At 63.7% G+C, this 25790-nt stretch carries 24 protein-coding genes; 4 read left to right on the forward strand and 20 right to left on the reverse strand.

Features of this window, described 5'->3' with window-relative positions:
• Positions 1 to 264: 264 nt before the first annotated feature.
• The 9 genes from FJ492_RS08105 to FJ492_RS08145 form a co-directional block, all read right to left on the reverse strand.
• Positions 265 to 1383 carry a branched-chain amino acid ABC transporter substrate-binding protein gene (locus tag FJ492_RS08105; protein ID WP_027141750.1) on the reverse strand — a complete coding sequence of 373 codons (1119 nt, stop codon included), beginning with the start codon at positions 1381 to 1383 and terminating at the stop codon, positions 265 to 267.
• Positions 1384 to 1520: 137 nt separating this feature from the next.
• Positions 1521 to 1868 carry a DUF6867 family protein gene (locus FJ492_RS08110; RefSeq protein WP_140509916.1) on the reverse strand — a complete coding sequence of 116 codons (348 nt, stop codon included), beginning with the start codon at positions 1866 to 1868 and terminating at the stop codon, positions 1521 to 1523.
• Between the two features lie 16 nt (positions 1869 to 1884).
• Positions 1885 to 2613 carry an ABC transporter ATP-binding protein gene (locus FJ492_RS08115; protein ID WP_140769391.1) on the reverse strand — a complete coding sequence of 243 codons (729 nt, stop codon included), beginning with the start codon at positions 2611 to 2613 and terminating at the stop codon, positions 1885 to 1887.
• Complete coding sequence (locus FJ492_RS08120; RefSeq protein ID WP_140769393.1) at positions 2613 to 4085, reverse strand: ATP-binding cassette domain-containing protein; 1473 nt, start codon at positions 4083 to 4085, stop codon at positions 2613 to 2615. Before FJ492_RS08120 ends, FJ492_RS08115 begins: the two co-directional genes overlap by 1 nt.
• Positions 4085 to 5680, reverse strand: a complete 1596-nt coding sequence (gene livM, locus FJ492_RS08125) for a high-affinity branched-chain amino acid ABC transporter permease LivM (RefSeq protein ID WP_140769395.1) — start codon at positions 5678 to 5680, stop codon at positions 4085 to 4087. The genes FJ492_RS08120 and livM overlap by 1 nt, the downstream gene beginning before the upstream one ends.
• Before the next feature lie 4 nt (positions 5681 to 5684).
• Entirely contained in the window at positions 5685 to 6587 is a 903-nt protein-coding gene (locus FJ492_RS08130; protein ID WP_015315217.1) for a branched-chain amino acid ABC transporter permease, read from the reverse strand.
• Between the two features lie 334 nt (positions 6588 to 6921).
• A complete protein-coding gene (locus FJ492_RS08135; protein WP_140769397.1) occupies positions 6922 to 7923 on the reverse strand; it encodes a 4-hydroxyproline epimerase in 1002 nt (333 codons plus the stop codon).
• Between the two features lie 14 nt (positions 7924 to 7937).
• A complete protein-coding gene (locus tag FJ492_RS08140) occupies positions 7938 to 9251 on the reverse strand; it encodes an FAD-binding oxidoreductase (RefSeq protein WP_181166605.1) in 1314 nt (437 codons plus the stop codon).
• A 39-nt stretch (positions 9252 to 9290) separates the two neighbouring features.
• A complete protein-coding gene (locus FJ492_RS08145; protein WP_140769400.1) occupies positions 9291 to 10184 on the reverse strand; it encodes a dihydrodipicolinate synthase family protein in 894 nt (297 codons plus the stop codon).
• Between the two features lie 111 nt (positions 10185 to 10295).
• Between FJ492_RS08145 and FJ492_RS08150 the strand changes: the two genes are divergently transcribed.
• A complete protein-coding gene (locus FJ492_RS08150; RefSeq protein ID WP_246672656.1) occupies positions 10296 to 10946 on the forward strand; it encodes a GntR family transcriptional regulator in 651 nt (216 codons plus the stop codon).
• 115 nt (positions 10947 to 11061) lie between these two features.
• Here FJ492_RS08150 and FJ492_RS08155 read toward each other — a convergent pair whose 3' ends face one another.
• The 3 genes from FJ492_RS08155 to FJ492_RS08165 form a co-directional block, all read right to left on the reverse strand.
• Positions 11062 to 11367 (reverse strand): hypothetical protein, encoded by a 306-nt coding sequence (locus FJ492_RS08155; protein WP_140769402.1) that lies wholly within the window; start codon positions 11365 to 11367, stop codon positions 11062 to 11064.
• Positions 11368 to 11662: 295 nt separating this feature from the next.
• Positions 11663 to 13159 carry a CoA-acylating methylmalonate-semialdehyde dehydrogenase gene (locus FJ492_RS08160; protein ID WP_140769404.1) on the reverse strand — a complete coding sequence of 499 codons (1497 nt, stop codon included), beginning with the start codon at positions 13157 to 13159 and terminating at the stop codon, positions 11663 to 11665.
• Positions 13156 to 13359 carry a hypothetical protein gene (locus FJ492_RS08165; protein ID WP_140769406.1) on the reverse strand — a complete coding sequence of 68 codons (204 nt, stop codon included), beginning with the start codon at positions 13357 to 13359 and terminating at the stop codon, positions 13156 to 13158. Before FJ492_RS08165 ends, FJ492_RS08160 begins: the two co-directional genes overlap by 4 nt.
• 13 nt (positions 13360 to 13372) lie before the next feature.
• Between FJ492_RS08165 and FJ492_RS08170 the strand changes: the two genes are divergently transcribed.
• From FJ492_RS08170 to FJ492_RS08180, 3 genes are all read left to right on the forward strand, one after another.
• Positions 13373 to 14254: a LysR family transcriptional regulator gene (locus FJ492_RS08170; RefSeq protein ID WP_140713122.1), complete on the forward strand. Its 882-nt coding sequence runs from the start codon at positions 13373 to 13375 to the stop codon at positions 14252 to 14254.
• A 142-nt stretch (positions 14255 to 14396) separates the two neighbouring features.
• The gene (locus FJ492_RS08175) at positions 14397 to 14840 is read left to right on the forward strand and encodes a hypothetical protein (RefSeq protein WP_140509934.1); all 444 of its coding nucleotides are present in this window, start codon (positions 14397 to 14399) and stop codon (positions 14838 to 14840) included.
• Positions 14837 to 16990: a phosphatidylserine/phosphatidylglycerophosphate/cardiolipin synthase family protein gene (locus FJ492_RS08180; protein ID WP_140769408.1), complete on the forward strand. Its 2154-nt coding sequence runs from the start codon at positions 14837 to 14839 to the stop codon at positions 16988 to 16990. Before FJ492_RS08175 ends, FJ492_RS08180 begins: the two co-directional genes overlap by 4 nt.
• Positions 16991 to 17077: 87 nt before the next feature.
• On the opposite strand, the gene FJ492_RS08190 is transcribed toward FJ492_RS08180, so the two are convergent.
• The 8 genes from FJ492_RS08190 to FJ492_RS08225 all read right to left on the reverse strand — a co-directional run bounded on the left by FJ492_RS08190 (position 17078) and on the right by FJ492_RS08225 (position 25648).
• The gene (locus FJ492_RS08190; protein ID WP_140509939.1) at positions 17078 to 18334 is read right to left on the reverse strand and encodes a D-amino acid dehydrogenase; all 1257 of its coding nucleotides are present in this window, start codon (positions 18332 to 18334) and stop codon (positions 17078 to 17080) included.
• 113 nt (positions 18335 to 18447) lie between these two features.
• Positions 18448 to 18993 (reverse strand): GreA/GreB family elongation factor, encoded by a 546-nt coding sequence (locus FJ492_RS08195; RefSeq protein WP_140713130.1) that lies wholly within the window; start codon positions 18991 to 18993, stop codon positions 18448 to 18450.
• A 14-nt stretch (positions 18994 to 19007) separates the two neighbouring features.
• Entirely contained in the window at positions 19008 to 19427 is a 420-nt protein-coding gene (gene rnk, locus FJ492_RS08200) for a nucleoside diphosphate kinase regulator (protein ID WP_140769410.1), read from the reverse strand.
• 275 nt (positions 19428 to 19702) lie between these two features.
• Positions 19703 to 20842, reverse strand: coding sequence for an alanine racemase (gene alr / locus FJ492_RS08205; protein WP_140769412.1), 1140 nt, complete (start codon positions 20840 to 20842; stop codon positions 19703 to 19705).
• A 92-nt stretch (positions 20843 to 20934) separates the two neighbouring features.
• Positions 20935 to 21450: an RNA pyrophosphohydrolase gene (locus FJ492_RS08210; protein WP_140509947.1), complete on the reverse strand. Its 516-nt coding sequence runs from the start codon at positions 21448 to 21450 to the stop codon at positions 20935 to 20937.
• A gap of 154 nt (positions 21451 to 21604) precedes the next feature.
• Positions 21605 to 22786 carry a divergent polysaccharide deacetylase family protein gene (locus FJ492_RS08215; protein WP_140510003.1) on the reverse strand — a complete coding sequence of 394 codons (1182 nt, stop codon included), beginning with the start codon at positions 22784 to 22786 and terminating at the stop codon, positions 21605 to 21607.
• A gap of 188 nt (positions 22787 to 22974) precedes the next feature.
• The gene (locus tag FJ492_RS08220; protein WP_027141729.1) at positions 22975 to 24306 is read right to left on the reverse strand and encodes a S41 family peptidase; all 1332 of its coding nucleotides are present in this window, start codon (positions 24304 to 24306) and stop codon (positions 22975 to 22977) included.
• A 1-nt stretch (position 24307) separates the two neighbouring features.
• On the reverse strand, positions 24308 to 25648 hold the full coding sequence (locus FJ492_RS08225) for a murein hydrolase activator EnvC (RefSeq protein WP_140769414.1): 1341 nt from the start codon (positions 25646 to 25648) through the stop codon (positions 24308 to 24310).
• Positions 25649 to 25790 lie beyond the last annotated feature (142 nt).

The raw sequence follows: 25790 nt of genomic DNA on the forward strand, positions 1-25790 counted from the left end.
AAGGGACGGGAAATCGAGGCAATGATTAACGTGAAAATGCTGCAGTGCAAACAAAATCGACGCCGGTTTAAACCGATTTAAATCAATTATCCGGCCAACACTCGCACGCATTCGTTCGAACGGACGGAACAATGGCGACAATTTCGATCCTGGATGCGATGTTCCCAACCAAGGAGAACCGACGGGGATGTCACCGTTGCCGGCGCGTCAAAGAAAATGCCCGGCGCGAGGCGCCGGGCATCGTTGGTTTCGGATCCGAATGAATTACGACTTCGGGAACCAGGAATACTTCCCGTCGTCCTTCTTCTTCCATTCGTACATGATGTAGCCTGGCAGCTTCGGATCGCCCTTGGCGTCATAGGCGAGGTCGCCCAGAACGGAGGGGAACGGCCCGTTTTCATGCATCGCCTTGGCGACGGCCTGCGGATCGTTCGTCTTGGCGGCGGCGGCCGCCTCGGCGACCACCTGCACGGCGGCATAGGCGTAGAGCGTGTAGGCTTCCGGCTCGAAACCCTGCGCGCGGAATTTCTCGACGAGTTCCTTGTTGGCCGGGATCAGCCGCGGGTCGGGGCCGAACGTGTTGAGCGTGCCGGCGACAGCGTCGCCCGCGATGGCGGCGAGTTCGTCCGTCACAATGCCGTCACCCGACATCATCGGCGCCTTGAGGCCCTGGTCCGCGGACTGACGGATGATCAGGCCGGCTTCGGTGTGCAGGCCACCCCAGTAGATCAGGGTGACGCCGGCTTCCTTCATCTTGGCGATCAGCGCCGAGAAGTCCTTGTCGCCGACATTGACGCCTTCATACATCACTTCCTTGACGCCCGCGGCGTTCATCGCCTTCTTGGTTTCGTCCGCGAGGCCCTGGCCGTAAGGGGTCTTGTCATGGATCACGGCGACTTTGGCATCCTTGAAGTTCGCGGCGATATAGGCGCCGGCGATGCTGCCCTGCTGATCGTCGCGTCCGCAGGTACGGAACACATTCCACAGGCCGCGCTCGGTGAATTTCGGGTTGGTTGCGGCCGGCGTGATTTCGACGATGTTGTTTTCAGCGTAGACTTCCGAGGCCGGGATCGACACGCCCGAGTTGAAGTGGCCGATCACAAACTTGACGCCGTCGCCGACGAACTTGTTGGCGACCGAGATGCCCTGCTTCGGATCGGAGACGTCGTCGCCGACTTCGAGCTTGATCTGCTCGCCATTGATGCCGCCCTTGGCGTTGATATCGGCGACCGCCGCTTCGGCGCCCTTCTGCAGCTGTGCGCCGAAGGCCGCGTTCGGACCGGTGATCGGCCCGGCGACCGCGAACATTACATCAGCCCACGCGTTGCCGCCGAACGCGACGAGCGCGGTCAGGGCTACGGCGGACAAAAGTGACTTTTTCATTTAAACGCTCCCATTAACGGAGTGGGCGTGGATGAAGCTTTCATGCGATGCCCACCCTTATCGCAGAAAGCATAGTTTGCCGATTTTCAGGCACTTGTCACGCCGATTCATCCCTGACGCGGCGTTAATGATGGACGTCAACCTTTCGGTTTCCAGCTCAAGATGGAAGCTCTTTCATAGAGCCAATTATACTGTGTGACCATCTGGTTGGTTCGTGTGTATTGATAGCCGACGAAGCCCAGTATCATCAGCACGATGGTATCGACGATATAGTAATGCAGCGAGAACATCGTGCCGTCGAACAGCGCATGATGGATGAAACGGATACCGATGCCGAGGCCGAGCATATAGGCGAACAGCTGGATGAAGCTGCGCCATGTCTGGGCACTGGCCTTGCCGGTCATCCAGGCCGCCCAGCCGCCGAGCAGGCAGGTGACGAAGAAGAACTGCCAGATCGACGGTTCCTCGTAGAGAATGCCTTGCATGGGAAGTCTCCTGAACTCAGTGATGTCCGCCTTCGAGATAGGCGGCGCGCACTTCCGGATTGGCGAGCAGTTCCTTGCCGGTGCCGCTCATCGTCACATTGCCGTTGACCATGACATAGCCGCGCGTGGCGAGCTTGAGCGCGCCGAACGCGTTCTGCTCGACCAGGAACACGGTCAGCCCTTGGGTGCGGTTCAATTCGCGGATGGCATCGAAGATCTGCTTGACGATCAGCGGCGCCAGACCCAGCGACGGCTCGTCGAGCAGAAGCAGTTTCGGCCGCGCCATCAGTGCGCGTCCGATTGACAGCATCTGCTGTTCGCCGCCCGACAAGGTCCCGCCACGCTGGGCGATGCGCTCCTTCAGTCTGGGGAACAGCGTGAACACCTTCTCGACGTCCTCGCCATAGTATTTGAGGTTATCGAGGCTGGCGCCCATCTGCAGGTTTTCCATCACCGTCATGCGCGGGAAGATGCGTCGGCCCTCGGGTGACTGTGCGATGCGCATGCGTGCGATTTCGTGCGTCGGCAACTGGGTAATATCGGCTCCGGCGAAGGTGATGGTGCCCGTGCGGGCCCGCGGAGCCCCGAAGATGGTCATCATCAGCGTCGACTTGCCGGCGCCGTTGGCGCCGATCAGCGCCACGATTTCACCCTGCTTGACGGTGACGTTGACACCGTTCAGCGCGCGGATGTTGCCGTAATAGGTCTCCACGCCCTTGATATCGAGCAGCATTGTCGTGGCCATCACTTGCCCCCTCCACGCTTGCCCTGAACGGGCTTGCCTGTGCCCGCGGCCTTGCCGGAAGCATGACTGGTCGCCACCTTGCCCGCATCGACGCGGCGCGAGAATTGCGTATCCTTGCCCTGACCGAGCAGCTTCGCCTGCTTGACCCATTCCTCGCGCGCGATGCGTCCGTCAAAGGCGAGATAGGCCTCGACTGCCTCGACATCGGCCTTCTTCCAGGCGCCGATCTGGTCGAAGTGGAAGATGCCGTGTTCGTTGAGCTTCTTCTCGTTGACCGTCCCGATGCCCTTGATGCGCGTCAGATTGTCGGCCTTGCCGCCACGGGGGGCAGCGAGGCGGTTCGAAACGCCTTCGGCCTTCGCGGCAGGCGCCTTGGCGGCCGTTTTCCTTGGTGCCGCTTTCTTCGGCGCGGGCTTGGCTGGCGCCGGTGCGACAGGCCTGCTTGCCACGGTGGCGGTGCGGGCGTCGACCTGCGCTGCCTTCGAAGCGCCTTTCGACACGGTCACCCGCTCGCCCTCGCTATGGCCGACGGTGTCGCTCACCGGCCCGGCAAGATACGACGACGACGTCCCCGGGCCATGCGCCGAGTCGGGACCGATATCGAGCTGTTCGATGACGTCCTCGTCACCGACTTCGGTGAGCGCGGTCTCGACCTCCTCGTCGTCGACGCCGAGATAGGCGGCGATGACACGCGGGTCGGTGCGCACCGACTGCGGATTGCCGTCGGAGATCTTGCGGCCATATTCGAGCACCACGACGTGGTCGGAAATCTGCATGACCACCGACATGTCGTGCTCGATCAGCAGGATCGAGGTGCCGCTCGTGTGCTTGATGTCCATCAGCAGTTCGTTCAGCGCCGCCGATTCCTTCGGGTTGAGGCCGGCCGCCGGTTCGTCGAGGCACAGAAGCTCCGGACCGGTGCACATGGCGCGCGCGATCTCGAGCCGCCGCTGCGCGCCGTAGGGCAAGTCGCCGGCCGGATCGTCGGCGCGATCGACGAGATCGGCCTTTTCCAGCCAGTGCTTGGCAAGCTCCACCGATTCGGCCGAGGCCTTGCGGTAGCCGCTGAAGCCGAACAGGCCCAGGATCGTGTAGCCCGAAGCCTTCATCAGCTTGTTATGCTGGGCGACGAGCAGGTTCTCCAGCAGCGTCATCCCCGAGAACAGGCGGATGTTCTGGAAGGTCCGCGCCACCTTGGCGCGCGCCGGGATCTCATGGTTGGGCAGCCGTTCCAGCAAGTAGCTGGAACCATCGGCCCGGTTGAGCGTGATCATGCCCTCCGACGGTTTGTAAAAGCCGGTGATGCAGTTGAACACGGTGGTCTTGCCGGCGCCGTTGGGGCCGATCAGCGCGGTGATTTCGCCGCGCCTGGCGGTGAAGGACAGGTCGCCGATGGCGACCAGGCCGCCGAACTTCATCGACAGGTGATCGACCTGCAGGATGGCATCGTTCATTTGCGTGGTCGCATTCATCAGCCGTGGCCCTCCTTGGTGAAGGAGCCTGAGACAGCTCTTCGTTCCTTGAGGAAGGCTGTCGGTTCACGGCTGCCGACGAAGCCGCGGGGCTTCCACAGCATGACGATGACCATGGCCATGCCGAACAGAAGCATGCGGTAGAGTTCCGGTGTGAAATCGGGCCCGAAGACCTGCTTGAGGAAGTCGAGTTCGCGCAGCGCCTCGGTGCCGCCGATCATCACCATAGCGGCGACGGCGATGCCGACCAGCGAGCCCATGCCGCCGAGCACGACGATGGCGAGGATAATGGCCGATTCCAGGAAGACGAAGGATTCGGGGCTGACGAAACCTTGCCGCGCGGCGAAGAACGAACCGGCGAAGCCGCCGAACATGGCGCCGGTGGCAAAGGCCGTCAGCTTGGTGGTGGTGGTGTTGATACCGAGCGAGCGGCAGGCGATCTCGTCCTCACGCAAGGCTTCCCAGGCGCGGCCGACCGGCAGGCGCCGCAGCCGGATGGTGACGAAGGCGGTTAGCAGGCAAAGCCCAAGGATCAGGTAGTAGAGGAAGATCTTGTAGTAGGCGCTGGACGTGGCGATGTTCAGCACCTTGGCGATGTAATTCGGGTCCGACACGTTGAACGACATCAAGCCGAAGAAGCTGACCTTGGGAATGCCGGAGATGCCTGCCGACCCATTGGTGACCTCGCGCCAGTTGATCAGCACGAGGCGGATAATCTCGCCGAAGGCGAGCGTCACGATCGCCAGATAGTCGCCGCGCAGGCGCAGCACGGGAAAACCGAGCAGCACCCCCCAGAGCGCGGCCATGGCGCCCGCGGCGGGCAACAGTATCCAGAACGACAGGCCGAAATGCGTGGCGAGAAGCGCATAGGCATAGGCGCCAAGCGCATAAAAAGCGACGTAGCCGAGATCGAGCAGACCGGCGAGGCCGACGACGATGTTCAGTCCCCAGGCCAGCATCACATAGATCAAGATCTGGATACCGAAATTATCGACCCATTTCAACGAACCCTGCAACCCGGTGGCGACCGACCAGGCGTTGAGTGACAGCACCGCGACGACGAGGATCGGGTACAGCACCAATGCCGAGATGCCCAATTTGGTGAAGTTGGCATGGATGAAGGCGCGGAAGTAATAGATCACGCAGGCCAGCACATAGATGACCGTCAGGGCACGCAGGAATTGCAGGTAGCCGGCCGGTTCTGCCCCAACCCATCCGGCGAGAGAGCTGTTGAACACGAACAGCAGCACCATGGCGACGACCGCTCCGATGAAGGTCGGCAGGGTGAAGAAGCGGGATGCCACACTTGCCGGCATGAGCCCGGTGGCGACATCGGCGATCTTCTGGTTAGCCATGAAGGGCTGGCCGTAGGCGACATAGAAGAAACGCCCGACGGCCGTGGCGATCACCACCGCGGCAAGCAGGCCCCAGCGCTGCACCACGACCAGTTCGTTGGAAATGTTCTGGTCGGTCCTGAGGCCGATGAACAGCACGAACAGACCAAGCGCTATCGCGCCGGCATAGAAGGCCTCGCGCAGCGCGCGCTGCATGGGGCTGGCGACGAGGTCGCGCTCTGGAGATACGGTCACGGCCATTGTCTCAGACCTTTTCGACTTCTGGCCGGCCCAAGATGCCGGAAGGCAGGAAGATCAGCACGATCGCCAGGATCGAGAAGGCGGCGACGTCCTTGTAGTCGATCGAGAAATAGGCCGACCACATGCTCTCGATGAAGCCGATGAGAAGACCGCCCAGCACGGCACCTGGCAATGAGCCGATGCCGCCAAGAACCGCCGCCGTGAAAGCTTTTACGCCGGGCGTAAAGCCGTCCGAGAAGGCGATGACGCCGTAATACATCAGGAACAGCGTGCCGGCGACGGCGGCAAGGGCTGCGCCCATGATGAAGGTGATCGAGATGGTGCGATCGACGTCGATGCCGAGCAGTGCGGCCATCTTGCGGTCCTGCTCGCAGGCGCGTTGCGCCCGGCCGAGCGAGGTCTTATTGACCAGGTACCAGAACAGCGCCAGCAGCAAAGCGGTGACGATGACGATGATGATCTGCTTCAGCGACACGCTGACGCCGTTGATGTTGTAGACCTGGCTGACCATCGGCGGGATCGGCTTGTTGCGCGGGCCTTGCGTCACCTGGACGAAGTTCGACAGCGCGATCGACATGCCGATGGCGGTGATCAGCGGGGCCAGCCGGAACGAACCGCGCAGCGGCCGGTAGGCCACCTTCTCGATCGTCCAGTTGTAGAGGCTGGTGAGCAGCATCGCCACGATCATCATGACCAGCAGCGCGATGACCACGGGCACCGAATAAAACAGCGCGCCGAGGATGAGGAAGACGATCAGTGCCGTGAAGGCGCCCACCATGAAGATATCGCCATGGGCGAAATTGATCATGCCGATGATGCCGTAGACCATCGTGTAGCCGATTGCGATCAGCCCATAGATCGATCCCAGCGTCAGCCCATTGATAAGCTGCTGGACAAAATACTGCATGTGTACATGGCTCCCCTGGAATGTCGCCCATGCAGACGCATTCCTTTTCGTATTTCCCCTAGTCGTAAAGTTTCGAGCCCGGATTGCAACGTGATTTTTTTGACCGCTCCGCGTGGTTCCAAGTCACGTCTTCCCGATCGCTCGTTTTTCGCACCCAGCCCCTGGACTATCGCGGACCCTATCATTGGCATAACGCAATGTCTTTGACGATTGCGCCGCATCATGCGCTCCGTTTCGAAGAAATCACCGTCAAGATTAGGTGATGAGAAGAATCGTTGCGTTCCTGACATGGTTCGTTTTTCGTCACACTCCTTTCCGCAAGGTCAGGATTCTCCTACTTGACCACGAAACCATGCGCGAACGGGTCGCGGTCGTCGATGAAGATGGTGTTCAGTCCGGTCATGCGCGCCCAGCCGCCGATCGAGGGGATGATCGCCGGCTTGCCAGCCACGGTGACCTCTTTTTCGACCTTGCCCTTGAACAGCGAGCCGATGATCGATTCATGGACGAAGGCATCGCCGGCCTTGAGCTTGCCCTTGGCATGAAGCTGCGCCATGCGCGCCGATGTGCCGGTGCCGCAGGGCGAGCGATCGATCGCCTTGTCGCCGTAGAAAACGGCATTGCGGGCATCGGCGCCCTCGACCGTCGGCTTGCCGGTCCACAGCATGTGCGACAACCCGGCGATGCCGGGGTTCTCCGGATGCACGAAGGAATACTTCTCGTTGAGCCGCTGCCGCACCACCGGACTCCAGGCGATGAAGTCGCCGGCGGAATAGTCGGCCATGTCGCGATAGTTCGCCTGTGGTTCGACGATGGCATAGAAATTGCCGCCATAGGCGACATCGACGGTTATTTCACCCAGCCCTGGACATTCGACTGTCAGCCCTTCGGCATGGAGGAAGGACGACACATTGGTGATGCGCACCTCCTCGACATACTCGCCAACCTGCTTGTATTCGGCGATGACCAGGCCGGCCGGCGTGTCGAGCCTGAGCACACCCGGCGTCTTCGGCTTGATCAAGCCGTGCTCGATGGCCATCGTCACCGTGCCGATGGTGCCGTGGCCGCACATGGGCAGGCAACCGGACGTCTCGATGAACAGGATGGCGATGTCGCAATCCTCGCGTGTCGGCGGATAGAGGATCGAGCCGGACATCACGTCATGGCCCCGCGGCTCGAACATCAGGCCGGTGCGGATCCAGTCATATTCGGCGAGGAAATGCGCGCGCCGTTCCATCATCGTCGAGCCCTGCAGCAGCGGCCCGCCGCCGGCGACCAGTCGCACCGGGTTGCCGCAGGTGTGGCCGTCGATGCAGAAGAAGGATTTCTTGGCCATGTCGCTCCTCAAGATCAAAACCGTTGTGGGCTGAAGGGGGCCAGATCAACGGACGAAGTCTGCCCCAGAACGAATTCCCTGATCAACCGCCCGGTTGCCGCGGCCTGGGTCAGGCCGAGATGGCCGTGACCGAAGGCGTAGATCACCGACCGGCTTCGCGTCGCCCTGCCGACGACGGGCACCGAATCCGGCAGCGATGGCCGGAACCCCATCCATTCGCGTCCGCCCGAGGGATCGAGCCCCGGAAGGAATTTCTGCGCCTTCTGCAGGAGCGCTTTCGACCTGTTGAAATTGGGTGGCCGCTCGATGCCGCCGAGTTCCACGGCACCCCCGACGCGCAGGCCCGTTTCGAGCGGGGTGATGACGAAGCCATGACCGGAAAAGATCAGCTGCCGCGTCACGTCGAAAGCGCTCGTCGGCAGCGTCGTGTTGTAGCCGCGCTCGGTCTCCAGCGGAATGCGATCGCCGAGTTGCCGCGCCAGCAGGTGCGACCAGGCGCCCGCGGCAATGACGATGCGCCTGGCTTGTCTTGTCGAGCCATCGGCCAGCGTCAGTGTCGCACCATCCTGATTCGCGGCGACGCGGTCGATGCGGGCCATCTCGAAGCGGGCGCCTTTGGATTGCGCGTAAGCCCACACCGCCTTGCCGAGCAGTTTTGGATCGGCGATCGTCTTCCATCCCGGCACGAAGGTGCCCTTGACGAAGCGCGGTGACAACCCAGGCTGCAAGCCCGCGAGGTTCTCGCCCTCGACATGGCGGAAGCCGATGCCGAAGCGCTCGCGCGCCGCCCAGCCCGACAGTGAGGCGCGGAACTCGGCTTCGCTTTCGTAGAGCTCGAGCGAACCGCCCTCGCGCAGCATCGGCCGCGTGCCGGACCGATCGAGCAGATCCATCCATTCGGCCTCGGCAAGCTTCATCATGCCGGCCTGGGCCATCAGGCTCGCCTCGTATTTCCCCGGCGCGCTGGCGCGCCAGAACCGGATCAGCCAGGGCAGCAGCTTGGGCAGATAGGCGGGCGGGATGCTGAGCGGGCCGAGTGGATCGGCCAGCCATTTCGGCAGCTGCCTGATCATGCCCTTGTGCGCCAGCGGCAGCACGTCGGAAAAAGCAAAGGCGGCGGCATTGCCTGAGCTCGTCTCCTCGCAGATGCCGGTGCGATCGAAGACCGTGACATCCAGCCCGGCCTCGGCGAGGAAGGCAGCCGCGCAAATGCCGATGATGCCGCCACCGACGATGGCAATGTCTTTCCCTTCTCCCCGTTCACGGTTAGAAGGCGCCCGAAGGGCGGGGCGGGGCCCCGCTTCTGTCGATTTGGTACTTCCTGTCACGTGGGCGCTGCCCTTCACCTGGCTGCCGGCACCTTCTCCTTAGAACTGTGGCAGTGTCGGCCGTACCGCCAGCGCATCCTTGACGATCTTCTCGACGGTCTTGCGGCGTTCGCCCGACAGCGGCATGCGGGGCATGCGGACGCGATCGTTGGTGTTGATGGCGAACACTTCGGCAAGCTTGATGTTCTGCACCAGATAGGTCGAGACATCGAGGTCGAGCAGCGGCCGGAACCAGCGGTAGATGGCGAGCGCCTCTTCGCGGCGGCCGTGCTTCATCAGCTGGTAGATGGCGACGGTCTCGCGCGGGAAAGCGGTGACCAGGCCGGCCACCCAGCCGATGGCACCGACGGACAGTGCCTCGAAGGCGAGGTTGTCGACACCGGTGAACAGGTCGTAGCGGCTGCCCAGGCGGTTGATGATCTCGGTCGAGCGGCGGATGTCGTCGGAAGATTCCTTGATGGCAACGAAGCGCTTGTCCGATGCCAGCTCCTCCATCTGGTCGACGGTGACGTCGACGCGGTAGGCAAGCCGGTTGGAATAGATCATGACCGGCAGGTCGCCGGCCTCGGCCACGGCGCGCAGGGCCGCCACCGTCTCTTCCGCGTTGGTGTGGTAAATCGGACTCGGCACCACCATCAGTCCGTTGGCGCCTTCCTTGGCGGCGCGCCTGGCGATGCTGATCGCCTCGCGGGTGCCGGCCTCGTTGACGGTCAGCAGCACCGGCTTCTTGCCTGCGATCTTCTGCGCGGTCTTCAGCACCTCGATCTTCTCGTCAGGCGACAGCATCGGCCCTTCGCCGAGCGAGCCGCAGACGATGATGCCGTCGCAGCCGGCCTCCATCTGCAAGCTGAAGCAACGCTCCATTTCGGCGTGGTCGAGCCGGTCGTCGGCGGTGAATTTGGTCGTGACGGCGGGGAAAACTCCGGTCCACATTGCTATTTCTCCATCTGATATATCAGCCGTATATCTGTTAGGAAAGCCGCTGTCAATGCAGAATTCGTTATGATATATTTTAGATATATCAGGAGACCGGCTTTGATATCCATGGAAGCAACCACCCTGTCCGAGCCCGCGGCGACCAAGGCTTACCGTGTCCTTGAGCACATGGTCGTCACGCTCGAACTGGCCCCGGCGAGTTTTGTCACCGAGGGTTCCTTGATCGAGCGGCTGGCGCTCGGCCGCACGCCGGTGCGCGAGGCGATCCAGCGGCTGGCCTGGGAAGGGCTGCTTGACGTCAGGCCCCGCGCCGGCATCGCGATCGCGCCGCTGCATCCCGGCGACTGGCTGCGTGTGCTCGATGCCCGGCGCGGCGTCGAGGTGGTGCTCGCACGATCAGCCGCCCGTTTCGTCACCCGCGAGGCCGCCGACCTGTTCCACGAGGCGGCGCTCGCCATGCAAAAAGCAGTGATATCAGGCAATGTGCTCGCCTTCATCCAGGCCGACAAGGCGCTCGACGAGGCGCTGGCGCTGGCCGCCGACAACCCGTTCGCCGCCCGGCTGGCCGCCCCCCTGCAGACCCACAGCCGCCGCTTCTGGTTCCGCTACAAGGCGGACACCGGGCTGGCGGAATCCGCCGAGCACCATGTCGCGTTGATCCGCTCGATCCTGGACGGCGACGAGGAAGGCGCCGCCAAGGACGCCAAGAAACTGATGGCTCTGCTGCGCGGCCATGCCGAGGTGGCCGCGACGCGCTAGAGCAATTCCAGGAAAAGTGCGTAGCGGTTTTCCATCCGGAATTGCGTGAAAACAAAGAGTTAGAGCGGTTCGGCGATTCCAACAAACACTGAACCGCTCTAACTGCAGAAATAGTTCAAGCGCCCGGCAACGCCGCCTTGATGGTTGGGCTGTCCCAGCCCTCGCCGACCGACAGGATGCAACTCTGGCCCTTCGTGTCGGAAGCCAGAACCGTCCAGCTGCCTTGATCGGAAACGAACACTTCGAGGACCACATTGGGATTGATCAGGCCGCGCCCGGCTTCGCTTTCGTGGAAGTTCTCACCGAGCGCTTTCACGATATCGGCGCGTGCCGCGCATTGCCCGGCCGCATTTGCCTGAGCAGCGCCGGTGCACATCGCCATCGCCGCAACGAACAGTGTCACTGTAAGTCGTCGTGTCATCTGACACCTCCTTGCGCCGGACGATGCAATGCCACCGGCCCGCCGTGCGGCGCCCTGGTTGTCTGCCGCGCCTCCTCCACGGCAGGATTGCAGCCCTAAGTCCCGCGAGCCCCCGCCGGTTCCATCACATTAGCGTTTGCAAAAACAAAAGGCCTAAGTCCGGGGACTTAGGCCTTGAGTAAAAATCGCGTCTTCTCGTCCGGTCAGTTCATCGTCCGGATGGCGAACTCGGCGCCATCCGTGATGCATGCCCGCGCGCCCGGAGCGAGGACGCGCAGACGAAGAAAACGTCCGGTCAGTTCATCGTCGGGATGACGAATTCGGCGCCATCCTTGATGCCGGACGGCCAGCGCGAGGTCACCGTCTTGGTCTTGGTATAGAAGCGGAACGCGTCCGGGCCGTGCTGGTTCAGGTCGCCGAAGGAAGACGCCTTCCAGCCGCCGAAAGTGTAGTAGGCGATCGGCACCGGGATCGGCACGTTGACGCCGACCATGCCAACCTGGACACGGCTAGCGAAGTCGCGCGCCGCGTCGCCGTCGCGGGTGAAGATGGCGACGCCATTGCCCATCTCGTGGTCGTTGGCGAGCTTGATGGCGTTCTCATAGGTCGGTGCGCGCACCACCGAGAGCACCGGTCCAAAGATCTCTTCCTTGTAGATGCGCATGTCCGCCGTCACGTTGTCGAACAGGCAACCGCCCATATAGTAGCCGTCCTCATAGCCCTGCATCTTGAAGCCGCGGCCGTCGACGACGAGCTTGGCGCCTTCCTTGACACCGGTATCGACGTAACCCTTGACGCGCTCCAGCGCCTGGGCGGTGACCAGCGGGCCGAAATCGGCGGCCGAGTCCGTCGACGGGCCGACCTTCAGGCTCTCGACGCGCGGGATCAGCTTTTCCATCAACCGGTTGGCGGTGTCGTTGCCGACCGGCACGGCCACCGAGATCGCCATGCAGCGCTCGCCGGCCGAGCCGTAACCGGCGCCGATCAGCGCGTCGACGGTCTGGTCCATGTCCGCGTCGGGCATGATGATCATGTGGTTCTTGGCGCCGCCGAAGCACTGCACGCGCTTGCCGGCCGCCGTGCCGCGCGAATAGATGTAGTGGGCGATCGGCGTCGAGCCGACAAAGCCGATGGCCTTGATGTCGGGATCGTCGAGGATAGCGTCGACGACATCCTTGTCGCCGTTGACGACGTTGAGGATACCGGCCGGCAGGCCGGCCTCGATGAACAGCTCGGCAATGCGCATCGGCACGCCCGGATCACGCTCCGAAGGCTTCAGGATGAAGGCGTTGCCGCAGGCGATCGCCGGTGCGATCTTCCAAAGCGGGATCATCGCCGGAAAATTGAACGGCGTGATGCCGGCGACGACGCCGAGCGGCTGACGCATTGAATAGACATCGATGCCGGGGCCGGCGCCGTCGGTGAACTCGCCCTTCATCATATGCGGCGCGCCGATGCAGACCTCGACCACTTCGAGGCCGCGCTGGATGTCGCCCTTGGCGTCGGCGATGGTCTTGCCGTGTTCGCGCGCCAGGATTTCGGCCAGTTCGTCATAGTCGCGGGCGACCAGTTCGAGGAATTTCATCAGCACGCGCACGCGGCGCTGCGGATTGGTCGCCGCCCATCTGGGCTGCGCCACCTTGGCATTCTCGACCGCCATGCGCAGTTCCGCCTGCGAGGCCAGCGCCACCGTGCCGCGCACCGTACCGTCCATCGGCTGCATGACGTCCTGCTTGCGGCCGCTGGTGCCGGCGACACGCTTGCCGCCGATGAAATGACCGTAGTCGATCATGATTTCTCTCCCTTTGTTTGTGATGCCGTATTGTCCGCCTTTGCGGCGGCGAAGGCAACGCGAGGGAGAACGCAACCGTTGTGCAGTAAATAGATAACAAACGAGGCCTGTGCATCAATTGCCGCAAATGATAAGATGTGCTCGACATCACTGGCATGGCTATGTTGAATTCTGTGGAACGCGGCGTTGACGATTGCCATTCGGAACATCCCCATGAATTGGGATGACGTCCGCATCTTCCTCGCCGTGGCGCGTGCCGGCCAGATTCTTGGCGCCGCGCGCCGGCTGGAGCTCAACCATGCCACCGTCTCGCGCCGCATCGCGGCCCTTGAGGAAGCATTGAGGACGAAACTCTTTCGCCGGCTTACCACCGGCAGCGAGTTGACGCCGGCCGGCGAGCGCTTCCTCGATATCGCCGAGCGCATGGAGGGCGACATGATCGCCGCGCGCTCGACCATATCAGGCGAAGGAGATGACGTGTCTGGAACCGTGCGCATCGGCGCACCCGACGGCTTCGGCGTCGCCTTCCTGGCCAAGCGCCTGGGCGAACTCACCGCCCTTCACCGCGAACTCACCATCCAGCTCGTGCCGGTGCCGCGCTCCTTCTCGCTGTCGCGGCGCGAAGCCGATATCGCGATCACCGTCGAACGGCCGACCGAAGGCCGGCTGGTGGCGGGAAAGTTGGTCGACTATTCGCTCGGCCTGTTCGCCTCCCGCGGCTATGTCGACGTGCATGGCCTGCCCAAAACCGCCGCCGAGCTCGGCCAGCATACACTGATCGGCTATGTACCTGATCTCATCGTCAGCCCTTCGCTCGACTATGCCGCAGAATTCAGCGCGGACTGGCGCACCAGCTTCGCCATCTCCTCGGCACTCGGCCAGGCCGAAGCCGTGCGCTCGGGCGCCGGCATCGGCATCCTGCACACCTTCGTCGCCCGCTCGATGCCGGAGTTGGTGGCCGTCGATGTGGTCGCGCCTATCCGCCGCGCCTACTGGCTGGTCTATCACGAATCGGTCAGGCCGCTGCGCCGCGTCCAGATCGTCGCCAGCTTCATCACCAAGGCGGTCGAGCGCGAGCGGGGCCTCTTCCTGTAGAAGCGCCGTCACGGCAAAACAGCCAGGTTTCCACACGCCGCCTTTTCCTTGCCACAAAACCGCACAGTGTGGCATCACCGGTCGCCGGCCATGGGGTGGGTGTCGGGTGGGGAAATCTTTCAGAAAGCTGGCGCGGGTAGACATGCGAGCCGTTCTTGCCATCCTGCCGCTGCTGTTCGTCTCCGCATGTGCCAACCCATGGACAAAAGTGCCGGAAGCCGAATTGCCCAAACCGATCCGCTACGTCATGGCGCGCCCCTCGCCTTTCGTCATCGGCAATTACTGCGGTCCCGGCACCCGCACCGGCGATCTGTCGGCCCGGCCGGTCGACCGCCTCGACGCCGTTTGCCGAACCCATGACGCCTGCTACATCGCTCGCCGCAACCATTGCGACTGCGATGGCGCCCTTGTTGCCTCGGCGAGCGCAATCCGCGACGACAAGACGGCGCCCCGCAAGATGCGCAGCGAGGCGGAACTGCTGATCGCCACCTTCACCATCCCTGTCTGCAAGATTTTTCCGCAAGGTTTCATGCCGCCGCGCGACCCCGCGCAGTTGAGCGCCATGAAGGCCGGAGCCGCCGGGTGAGCGTCCGCAGGGCCGTCATCCTCGTCCTGTTCGGACTGGCCGCCCTTGCCGGCTGTGCCGGCGCAGGCGGCAATGCCTGCGACCTCCTGGCGGGACAGGAGGCTTGCGCGCGGCCCTCGCTATCGGCCAGCACGCCCGGCGCGCAGGTCGCGGCGGCGCAGTTTTTCGGAGGTACCGGCGACAGCGACTACGAACGACGGTTCCTGGCGCTACTTGCCAACAACCAGCTCGGTGCCATGGACCGTGCCAACGGCACCGGCCCCTTCGGGCGCAACCGCCGCGATGTCCAGAACCGCGATTTCCAGGCGACATATTCGACGCTACGGCGACTGGCCGGACCGGTCGCCAACATACATCTGCCCCCAGCCGGCATAGGCAGCGGCGACGGCCGTTTCGACGGCCGCTGGCGGGTGTCGCGGCAGACGCTCTACATCGATGCGGCGGCGCGTCCTTCGGCGCCCAAGACCTTCGATTTCTCCGGCCTGCAGGCGCGCAGCACCGAGATCGTCGTGCGGCAGGCAGGCAAGCAGCCGGCCGACATCGAGGGCACTTGCGACGGTGGATTGGCGATCCGCGCCGCCGGAGCCTCACGCATCATCGCCGCCGGCGCGGCATTCGGCTTTCGCCTGTCCGGCGAGGACGACACGGTAAGCCTGTTTCCGGGTGACAGCCTGAACCGGTGCACGGCAAGGATCCGCTCCAGCCTTGCGCCCACCGGCGCGCCCCTCACCATCCGGCGCGAAGAGATCGCCGATCCGGCGCTCGCCAGCTTGGACAGCCGCTACCAGCGCTGCCCGGCCCCCAGCGGCGCCGGCGTCGACGCCCTCGAGCGCGCTTTCTATGCCAGCCGCTGGCTCTCGCAGACCTGCGCCATGCCGATCGGCGAGCCCAGACTGCTGCGCAAGTCGCGCGACGGCTTCAACGCCAAGGTCGAGGCGCTGATGGGCGCGCCGCTGTCCGATGCGGCAATAGACAAGGGTGACCCCGAACTGCCGCTCGATTTCTCGAAGGCGCCAACGCTGAAGCTGATCTATCTGTCCTCGCTCGAGTTCAAGGCGGACTTTTCCGGCCGTATCGTCGAACGATTGATCCGCCATCATGCAGCGCTTGGCACCAAGGTGCGCATCATGATCACCGACGTGCTGGAACGCGACAAGGACGACGCCATGCTGCACCGCCTGGCGGCCGAATTCCCCAATGTCGAATTGCAGGAATATCGCTGGCAGGCGGACCATGGCGCGCCGATCGACGAGCAGATTTCACAATTGCACAAGGTCCATCATATCAAAATGCTGGCGACGCTGGCGCAGGACCCCGCGCGTTCGCGCGTCATCATCGGCGGCCGCAACATCCATGACGGCTTCCTGTTCCACCAGCCCATCGACCTGTTGCGCTATCCGGACCTCGAGCAATATGGCAAGACCGACGGATTTTCGCTGAACTACTATTCGAACTGGAGCGACTTCGACATCGAGTTCGCCGACCGGGCGACGGTCGAGACGCTGGCCGCCCATCTGTCGACGATATGGCTGCGCGACGCCGACACCAACCTGGCGCGCCCCTTCTCCGTCCCGGTCCACGGAGATGGCCGCCCCCAGGGCAATGCCCGGCATTTCATCTCGGTGCCCTATGAGGATGATCATGCGCTGGAGGCCTATTTCGTCGAGCTTGTCGATGCCGCTCAGCACCGTATCCAGATCGTCAACCCTTACCTTAATCTGACCCCCAGTCTCGGCGAGGCCTTTGACCGGGCACTCGCCCGCGGCGTCAGGATAGACATTGTCGGCCGCATCGACCTCAAGGGCGACATCGGCGGCAAATTCCTCACCGCGCTGAACAAGCTGTTCGTCGAGAAATATGGCGACCGCATCGACATCCGCGAGTTCAAGGCGCCTGACGTGGTGCTGCATTCCAAGATCATGATGATCGACGAAAGGCTGGTCGCCATTTCCTCGGTCAACCTCAACAACCGCAGCTTCTTCCACGATTCGGAGAACGGCATGATGGTGCTCGACCCCGCCTTCTACGCCAGGATGAAGCCGGTCTACGACGACTACCTCGCGCACTCGAACCCGGTTTCCACCAAGGTGACGATCCCGTGGGCCTACCGGCTGCTGTTCGACGAGGCGTGGGTCAGGCAGGCGTTCTGATGCATGTCGCCCAAAAGCGGCTCCGGTTTTGGGGCAACGACATGCATCAAAGCAAAGAACAAAGCGCGTCGGCAGACGCGCGGGCCGCTATTTCAGATAGCGCTCCTGCGCCAGGGCACGCACGTCGATGTCGGGTACCCGGTTCGACATGATGTCGGCCAGCACCTTGGCCGAGCCGCAGGCCATGGTCCAGCCGAGCGTGCCATGGCCGGTGTTGAGAAAGAGGTTCGACAGTTCGGTGCGGCCGATCAGCGGCGGTCCGTCCGGCGTCATCGGCCGCAGCCCGCACCAGAACGTCGCTTCGCGCATGGCGCCGGCGCCGGGAAAGAGATCGCCGACCGAGTGCTCGAGGGTGCGGCGCCGCGATTCGTGCAGCCTGAGATCGAAGCCGGAAATCTCGGCCGTGCCGCCGACGCGGATGCGGTCGCCGAGCCGGGTGATCGCGACCTTGTAGGTTTCGTCCATCACCGTCGACACCGGTGCGGCGGCGGCGTCCTTGATCGGCACGGTGATTGAATAGCCCTTGACCGGATAGACCGGGATCGGCCGCTTCATCCGGCGCATGAAGTCCGCCGAGTAGCTGCCCAGCGCCATCACATAGGCATCGGCGGTCTTGAAACCCTTGCTCGTGCTGAGATTGGCGACGCGATTGCGGCTGCGGATGACACGCCAGATCGTCACGTCGTATTCGAACTTGACGCCGCGCGCCACGCAGAGCTCGGTCAGCCTGTCGGTGAACATCTTGCAGTCGCCGGTCTCGTCATGCGGCAGCCTCAACCCGCCAATGAACTTATCGCGCACCCCGGCCAGCGCCGGCTCGGCCGCGATACAGCCGTTCGGATCGAGGATCTCATAGGGCACGCCATATTTCTTCAGCACCTCGACATCGCCTGACGTGCCGTCGAGCTGCTTTTGCGTGCGAAACAGCTGCAGCGTGCCCTGGGTCCGCTCGTCATAGGCAATGCCCGTTGCTTCGCGTAGCGCCTTCAGCGTGTCGCGACTGTATTCCGCCAGCGGCACCATGCGCGATTTGTTGATGGCGTAGCGCTCGGCGGTGCAGTTGCGCAGCATCTTGACCAGCCATGTCCACATATGCGGGTCGAAGGCCGGCCGCACCACCAGCGGGCCATGCTTCATCAAGAGCCACTTGATCGCCTTGAGCGGAATGCCGGGGCCGGCCCAGGGCGAAGCATAGCCGGGAGAAATCTCGCCGGCATTGGCAAAGCTGGTCTCCAGCGCCGGGCCTTTCTGGCGGTCGATGACCGTCACCTCGTGGCCGGCCTCGGCGAGATAATAGGCCGTGGTCACCCCGATGACGCCACTGCCCAGCACCATGATCTTCATTCATTCACTCCTCACGCCATGTCCTTCATGCCGATGAACACGGCCGCACCTGCGATTCGCACACGATCGCCGGCGAAAATCGATGCCGATCTTCCCGACCTTGCGCCTGGCTTTCACGCCGCCGACGGCCCGGGATCGTCATCTCTCTCTGTCTGCCGCATTCCTGCCGTCCCGCCAAGAGGCCGGATAGAAATGTCGGCGCTGTAGACGAGGGTCAGTCCGTGCGGCCGCGGTCCGCCAGCGGCGGCTCTTTCCCGGGCTGCCCGCCGCGCGGCTTCCGGCTGATAGAGCACCGCCTTGATCCGGATCGATTCGCGCCTGCCGTCGGGGTGCTCGAGCGAAGCCGTCTGGCCTTGCGCCATGCCAAGCATGCACAGCCCGCGCCTGGTTGCCACCGACAGGCTGGAGCCGACTGGTCCACGTATTTCGCTCTGCACCAGGGTGCGCGTCTCGGCCACACCGGCATCGACGCAAAACACCACCCGGCTGTTCAGCGTCACGATATCGGCTTCGATCGACTCGATGGGCACGACGCCGGCATTGGAAAGCTTTTCTTCGATCATCCGGACCATCGGATCCGCGAAGGCCCGTCGGCGCTCAAGCATCACTTCCAGGACGGCGTAATCCTTCGTCGTCAGGCGGCAGCTTCCGTTTTTCATCACCGCCTCCACGATCAGTGCTCGCCGCCGCAGAAGGGCGTATCGACGGCCTCCACGGTCGCCGACAGTTTGCGGCCGCCTCGACCGCTCCAGCACACCACCTGCCCGATGCTGGCGCCGACCAGCGCCGTTCCCATCGGCGTCAGCACCGAAATCCGGTTTTCGGCAATATCGGCGTCGCCTGGATAGACCAGCGTGATGTGCTTGATATCACCGCTTTCGCCGCGAACCGTGACCGTCGATCCCATTCGTACTACGTCGGCCGGCATTGCCTCCGCTTCCGTGATCACCGCCCGGTCCAGCTCCGCGAGCAACTCTTCAGCCGTCTCGGGGGCGCGGTCGAGCACGGTGCTCGCCAGACCGGTCAACCTGTCATGGTCGGTGTCGCTGATCAGAATCTGTGCGGATGGACGCAGTCCCGTTGCATGTTGCATGACAAACCTCATGGATCGGCGCATCGAACAGATGCGCGCTTGCCGCCGCGCTGACGGCGGCCTGATGAAAGCCGGCAGCCGCGGAAAGCGGTGCGGCTTGATGGCGATGGGTGGATGTATGGATGCCCCGGGACGGACGAACGCCGGAAGGCGGCCGCGCCGGGGCTACGATCCCGCGATCGGGCAGACCCTGAACAAGGTTCTGATATAAGCGAGGTTGCTCATGCGCCGAACCTTGCCGACAGGCGTCCGCTTGTCAAGCGCGGCCAAACCGCTCAACCGCCAACATAGCGCCGGTGGAAGCGCGTGCCGAGACTGGCCAGGATTTCATAGCCGATGGTGCCGGCATGGCCGGCGGCGTCGTCGACGCTTTGCGAAGGGCCGAGCAGTTCGACGAGATCTCCTTCGCGAAGCTTGCCGGGCGGCAGGGCGGAAATGTCGAGAATGATCGAATCCATCGACACGCGCCCGAGGAAGGGCAGGCGCGCTCCCTCGAACCAGGCGGCGGACGCTGATCGCCGCAACCAGCCATCAGCATAGCCGAACGAGATCGTCGCCAGGCTGATCGGCCCTTCCGCGTGATAGGTGTGGCCATAGCCGATGCCGGTGCCCTGTTCGACGCTGCGCGTCTGCGCCACCTTGGCCTGCAGCCGCACCACGGGCAGCATCGGGTTGGGTTCGGCAGGCGTCGGATTGATGCCGTAGAGCGCGGCGCCAGGGCGGGCGAGATCATAATGGTAGGACGGCCCAAGAAAGATGCCGGAGGAATTGGCGAGCGAGGCGGGCGCCTCGGGCAGCATGGCGCGCAGCCGCTCAAAGGCTAACCGCTGCTGTTCATTGGCGGGATGGTCAGGCTCGTCGGCGCAGGCCAGGTGGCTCATCACATATCTGACGTCGATGCCGTCAAACGCGGTGGCATCACCGGCCATCGCCTCGACTTCGGCTGGTGCCATGCCAAGCCGCGACATGCCGCTGTCGACCTGGACGGCGACCGGAAGTTTTCGGCCAACGCGATGTGCCGCCGCGCGCCAGGCTTTCAACTGCGCGCCACTGTTGACGACCGCGCAGAGATCGGACGCGACCGCTTCCGGCTCGGAGCCCGGCGGCAGTCCGTTCAGCACGTAGATCTCAGGTCCGGCCCCGATTGCCTTCCGGAGCGCGATGCCTTCGGCCAGCAGCGCGACGAAGAAGACGTCGCAGCCTTCTTCCGCCAGCACCGATGCCACTTGGCTCGCGCCGAGACCGTAGCCGTCGGCCTTGACCACGCCGGCGCAGCGCACGCCGCCCAGCCTTGCCTTCAGCCGCCGGTGGTTTTCGCGGATCGCACTGAGATCGATGGTGAGAATGGCCCCGGCCGCCGCCTCGCTTACGGCAGGGCCATCATCGGGCAGCAATCTTGTGGGGGCGTCGTTCATGGCGACCCTCCTTGTAGCGGATAAGATATCAATAGGACCGCTGGGCCGACACGGCAACAGCGGCCCTCGAACCACGACCGACGCGCGACATACTAGGGAACCAGATGCCGGAACGCCGCCACCACATCTTCATAGACCTGACGCTTGAACGGCACGATAAGGTCGGGAAGGTCCTGCATCGGCCGCCACGACCACTTGTCGAATTCAGCGGTGTGGCCGCCCGGCGGCGGGTTGATCTGGATCTCGCTGGTATCGCCATGGAAGCGGAAGGCGAACCATTTTTGCGTCTGGCCGCGATACCTGCCCTTGAAGGCGATGCCGACGAGGTGGTCCGGCAGATCGTAGTTGATCCAGTCCGGCGCTTCGGCCAGCATCGAGACGCTGCGCATGCCGGTCTCCTCATAGAGCTCCCGTTCCGCCGCCTGCAGCGGCTCCTCGCCCATGTCGATGCCGCCTTGCGGCATCTGCCAGAGCTGCGTCGTACCGGCGAATTCGCTGTCGGGTTCGGCAATGCGATGCCCGACCCAGACCAGCCCCTCGCCATTGAGGATCATCAACCCGACACAGGGGCGATAGGGCAGCGTTTCGCGGTCGACTTTTTTGGCCATAGGTGAGGTTCCAGCCGTTTTGAGAATTCGCTCTGGTGAGGCAGGTGGCGAGTGATTTCGAGAACCGGAGCGGAGCGTACTTAAAGTACGCGAGCACCGGAAGCGCAGAAAGCGCCGCCAGATGCCCGCCGGAGTGGAATTATCAAGACGGCTGTTAGCCTTTTTGTGGATCGACGGCCACCGCTGAAATCGGCACGATCTCGATGCCGCGCTTCTTGGCCTCGGCCACCCATGACGACACCGTGTCGACCGTCAGGTCGAAAGCCGAGCCGATGCCGACGGCCGTGCCCTTGGCACGCGCGGTCGCTTCGAGACTGTCGAGCTTCTTCAGGATGGCGCCGCGATCCTGCACCGCGTCGATCACCGTGTCGCCGGCGACGAAAGGCACGCCATCCTTCAGCGCCACGTCTGGCGCCAGGCTGCGCGCCGACGAGCCATCGTCGATATAGGCGAGGCCCCTTTTGCCGAGCTCGGCCATGAACGGCTGCATCGCCGCCGCGTCGGAGGAAAACCGCGCGCCCATATAGTTCATGACGCCGGTATAGTTCGTCGTCCGCGACAGCGCCCAGTGCAGGTTTTTCAGATTCTCGTCGGGGGTCGCCGCCACCGTCAGCGTGTTGCGGCCGGGGTTGACGTTGGGATAATCGAACGGTTCGAGCGGCACCTGCATGACAATCTCATGGCCGCTCTGCCTCGCTGCCTGCATCCAGCGGCCGATGCTGTTGCCCTGTGGCGCGAAGGCCAGCGTCACTTCCGCCGGCAGCTTGGCAATGGCCGCCTGGGTGCCGGTCTGTGAAACCGCGAGGCCGCCGATGACGATTGCCACACGTGCGCCGCGTGTGCCGGACCATGGCCGCGCATAAACGTCGAACGGCCGCCGGCCATCGGCGGAGCGCATCGGCAAGGGTCCGGTTTCACTGGTTTCTATCAGCGCCCTGTCGGGAATATGCGCGATCTTGAGGTTCTGGCCGACGGTCGACGGATCGCGAATGACGATTGCGGCCTTGGGCGGGCCATCGCCTTCTTCCGTCTGCACATGGATGATCTGCGGACCGCCCGTCTTCGCCGGCGTCTCCACTTTTGGCGTCGCCGCTGGGGCCAATGCGGGAGACGACGCGGTCGGCTCGGCCGCGGCAGTCACTTTCGGCGTCGAAACGGCGACTTCCTGCGGTTTTCGAAACGGCTTTTCCCTGAGCGCGATCGCGGCCGAGACGCCGACCACGGCCAGCACGACCGCGCTCGCCGCGATCACGCCTACGCTGATCTTGCCGGCGGCACGCGGCACCCGGACAGTCTGTCCAAGCGGGCGTTCGATGTCCTTGCCGATATCAGCCAAGCCCTGTCCCCGGTGCACGGTTCCGAAGACGACCTCCTTCGGCAACAGATGCACGCATTCATCAATCCTGGCGCCCGCCCGGCGCCGTATCTGGAGGCCTGGTCCTGCCCCCGAATCAAACTGCCGGAACCTTTCGGTCCCGGCAGCATCGCATTGCTTCGTTCACCCGGCCAGACCGGTTGCCGACGTTACTGGTTGAGCACGGCCTTTTCCGGATTGGGCGGGAAGGACGGATCGGTCTTCTGGCCGCGCAGCAGCTGCTCGGCATAGATGAGCTGCAGGTCGTTCTTCGGATCCGGCGGCACATAGGCTGCGGAACCGGAGCCGGTCTTGCTCTCGTCGGCACCCTTGATATGGCCCTTGAGATCGGATTCGCCGCGCGTCAGGTCCCTGCCCTGCAGTTCCGGCGGCAGCGGCTGGTCTACCTTGATGTCGGGCGTGATGCCCTTGCCCTGGATCGATTTGCCCGACGGCGTGTAATAGAGCGCCGTCGTCAGCCTGAGCGCGCCATTCTCGCCGAGCGGGATGATGGTCTGCACCGAGCCCTTGCCGAAGGACTGCGTGCCGACCACCGTGACGCGGCGCAAGTCCTGCAGCGCGCCGGCGACGATCTCCGAAGCGCTGGCCGAGCCGCCATTGACGAGCACGATCATCGGCTTGCCGTTGATGTCGTCGGTCTGCTTCGGCTTGGCGTCGAAGCGGGTGACGTCCTTCGGATCGCGGCCGCGCGTCGAGACGATCTCGCCGCGCTTCAGGAAGGCATCCGACACGCTCACCGCCTGGTCGAGCAGGCCTCCCGGATTGAGGCGCAGGTCGAGCACATAGCCCTTGAGCTTGTCGTCCGGCACCTGCTTCTTGATGGTGTCGATGGCGTTCTCGAGGTCGTCATAGGTCTTTTCGGTGAAGGAGGTGATCTTCATGTAACCGATGTCGTTCTCGACCCGGAACTTGACCGCCTTGACCTTGATGATGTCGCGCACCACCGTCAGTTCGATCGGCTTGTCGGCGCCCTGGCGCAGGATGGTGAGCTTGATCGGCGTGTTGACCAGGCCGCGCATCTTGTCGACCGCGTCGTTGAGCGTCAGGCCGCGAACCTCCTCGCCGTCGATCTTGGCGATATAGTCGCCGGCCAGCACGCCCGCCTTGGCAGCCGGCGTGTCGTCGATCGGCGTGATCACCTTGACCAAGTCGTTCTCCATGGTGACCTCGATGCCGAGGCCGCCGAACTCGCCCTTGGTCTGCACGCGCATGTCCTGCGCCTGCTCGGCGTTCATGTAGGAGGAATGCGGGTCTAGCGAGGAAAGCATGCCGTTGATGGCGTTCTCGACCAGCGACTTGTCGTCGGGCGGGGTCACATACTGGGCCCGCACCCGCTCGAAGATGTCGCCGAAGATCGCCAGTTGCTTGTAGGTCTCCGACCCTGCAGCGTTCGCCGCCGAGCCGGGTGCGCCATAGACAAGGCTCATGGCGGAGGCGCCCATCAGCGCACCGGCAATCAGAAGCGACAGTTTCCGCATCATTTCACGTCCTTCCAGAAAAACGGTCCGCCCACCATGGGGCCGGATCGACGGGTTTTCCATCCTTGCGGAACTCGACATAGAGTTCCGGCGTGGCATTTCCATTCTTCGAAACCGAGGTGCTTGCCACCCGGGCTTCTCCCATCGCACCGACCGGCTCTCCTGCGAGCACTGACTGGCCGGTCGCGACGCTGATTCTGCTCATCCCAGCCAGAACGACATGATAACCGTCGCCGGCATTGAGGATCAAGAGCTGACCATAGGAGCGAAACGGCCCCGCATAAAGCACATTCCCATCCGCCGGCGCCGTAACGATGGCTCCCGATTGTGTCGCAACCATGTCCCCAAGCATCAAGGCGCCGTTACCGTCGTCGGCGCCGAACCGGCGTTTGATGCGGCCGGTGACCGGCAAGGCGATCTGTCCCTGCAGTGCCGAGAAAGGCGTCGCCGCGGTCAACCTGTTGCCTTCGGGAACCGGCAGCGATGCTGTCTGGTCGCCACCGGGCTCGGCCTTTGCCGCATCGGCTGCCTTCGCGGCATCCGCGGCCTTGCGGTTCTTGTCGGCCTGCGCTTCGAGCGAAGCGATCAGATCCTTCAGGCTGCTGGCTTTGGCGGCCAATTGCTCGGAACGCTGCTGTTCGGCCGCCATCTGCGCCTTCGTGTCGGCCTCGAGCTTCTGCTTGGCCTCCAGCAGCATGCCGAGCCGCTTCTTCTCCGCCGCCTGGTCGCCGACCGCTGCCGTCAGCCGCGTCCGCTCGGCCTCGATCGAGGCCGTCACCCGGGTCTGCTCCTTGAGGTCGGCCAGCAGACTGTCGGTCTCCTGGCGCAATTCCGGCACCACGGCGCCGAGCAGGATGGCGCTGCGCACCGACGACAGCGCGTCCTCCGGCTTGACCAGGATCGCCGGCGGCGGATTGAGCCCCATGCGCTGCAGGGCGCCCAGCACTTCGGCCAGCACGTCGCGCCGCGCCGCCAGTGAAGCGCGGATCTTCTGTTGCTGGCCCTTCAGTCCTTCCAGCTTGGCGCCGATGTCCTCGATGTCCTGGCCAAGCTTCTGTTCGGTCATCGCCGACTGGATCAGCGCGGCGGTGATCGAGGCGTGGTCCTTCTTGACCGTGGCGATATCGGCGGCGAGCTTCGCCAGCCGTTCCGACGACAGCGTTATTTCCTTGGAAACCTGCTCGTATTCCGCGCGGCTCTGGTCCGGATCGGGCGCCATGTCGAGCGTGTTTTCGGCCCGCGCCGCATAGAGCGACAGAAGCACCGCCGCCGCCGCGATGCCGCAGCACGCGCGCCAGGAACTCCCGGTCGATGAGCCCGTCGTCGATTTCCAGCCTTCAGACATTCGCGATCGATTCTATCCGCGGCTTCGTTAACGAATCATCAACCATGTTAGCGCCTGTCGCCCAAGGGGCCGCAATAACGCCCCGCAAGGCAGAGGCAGCCCCAGAATGAATTTTACGCGGCATTGGGGCTAAATTCGGTGC

It is taken from the genome of Mesorhizobium sp. B2-5-4 (genome assembly GCF_006441095.1).
Lineage (GTDB): Bacteria > Pseudomonadota > Alphaproteobacteria > Rhizobiales > Rhizobiaceae > Mesorhizobium > Mesorhizobium salmacidum.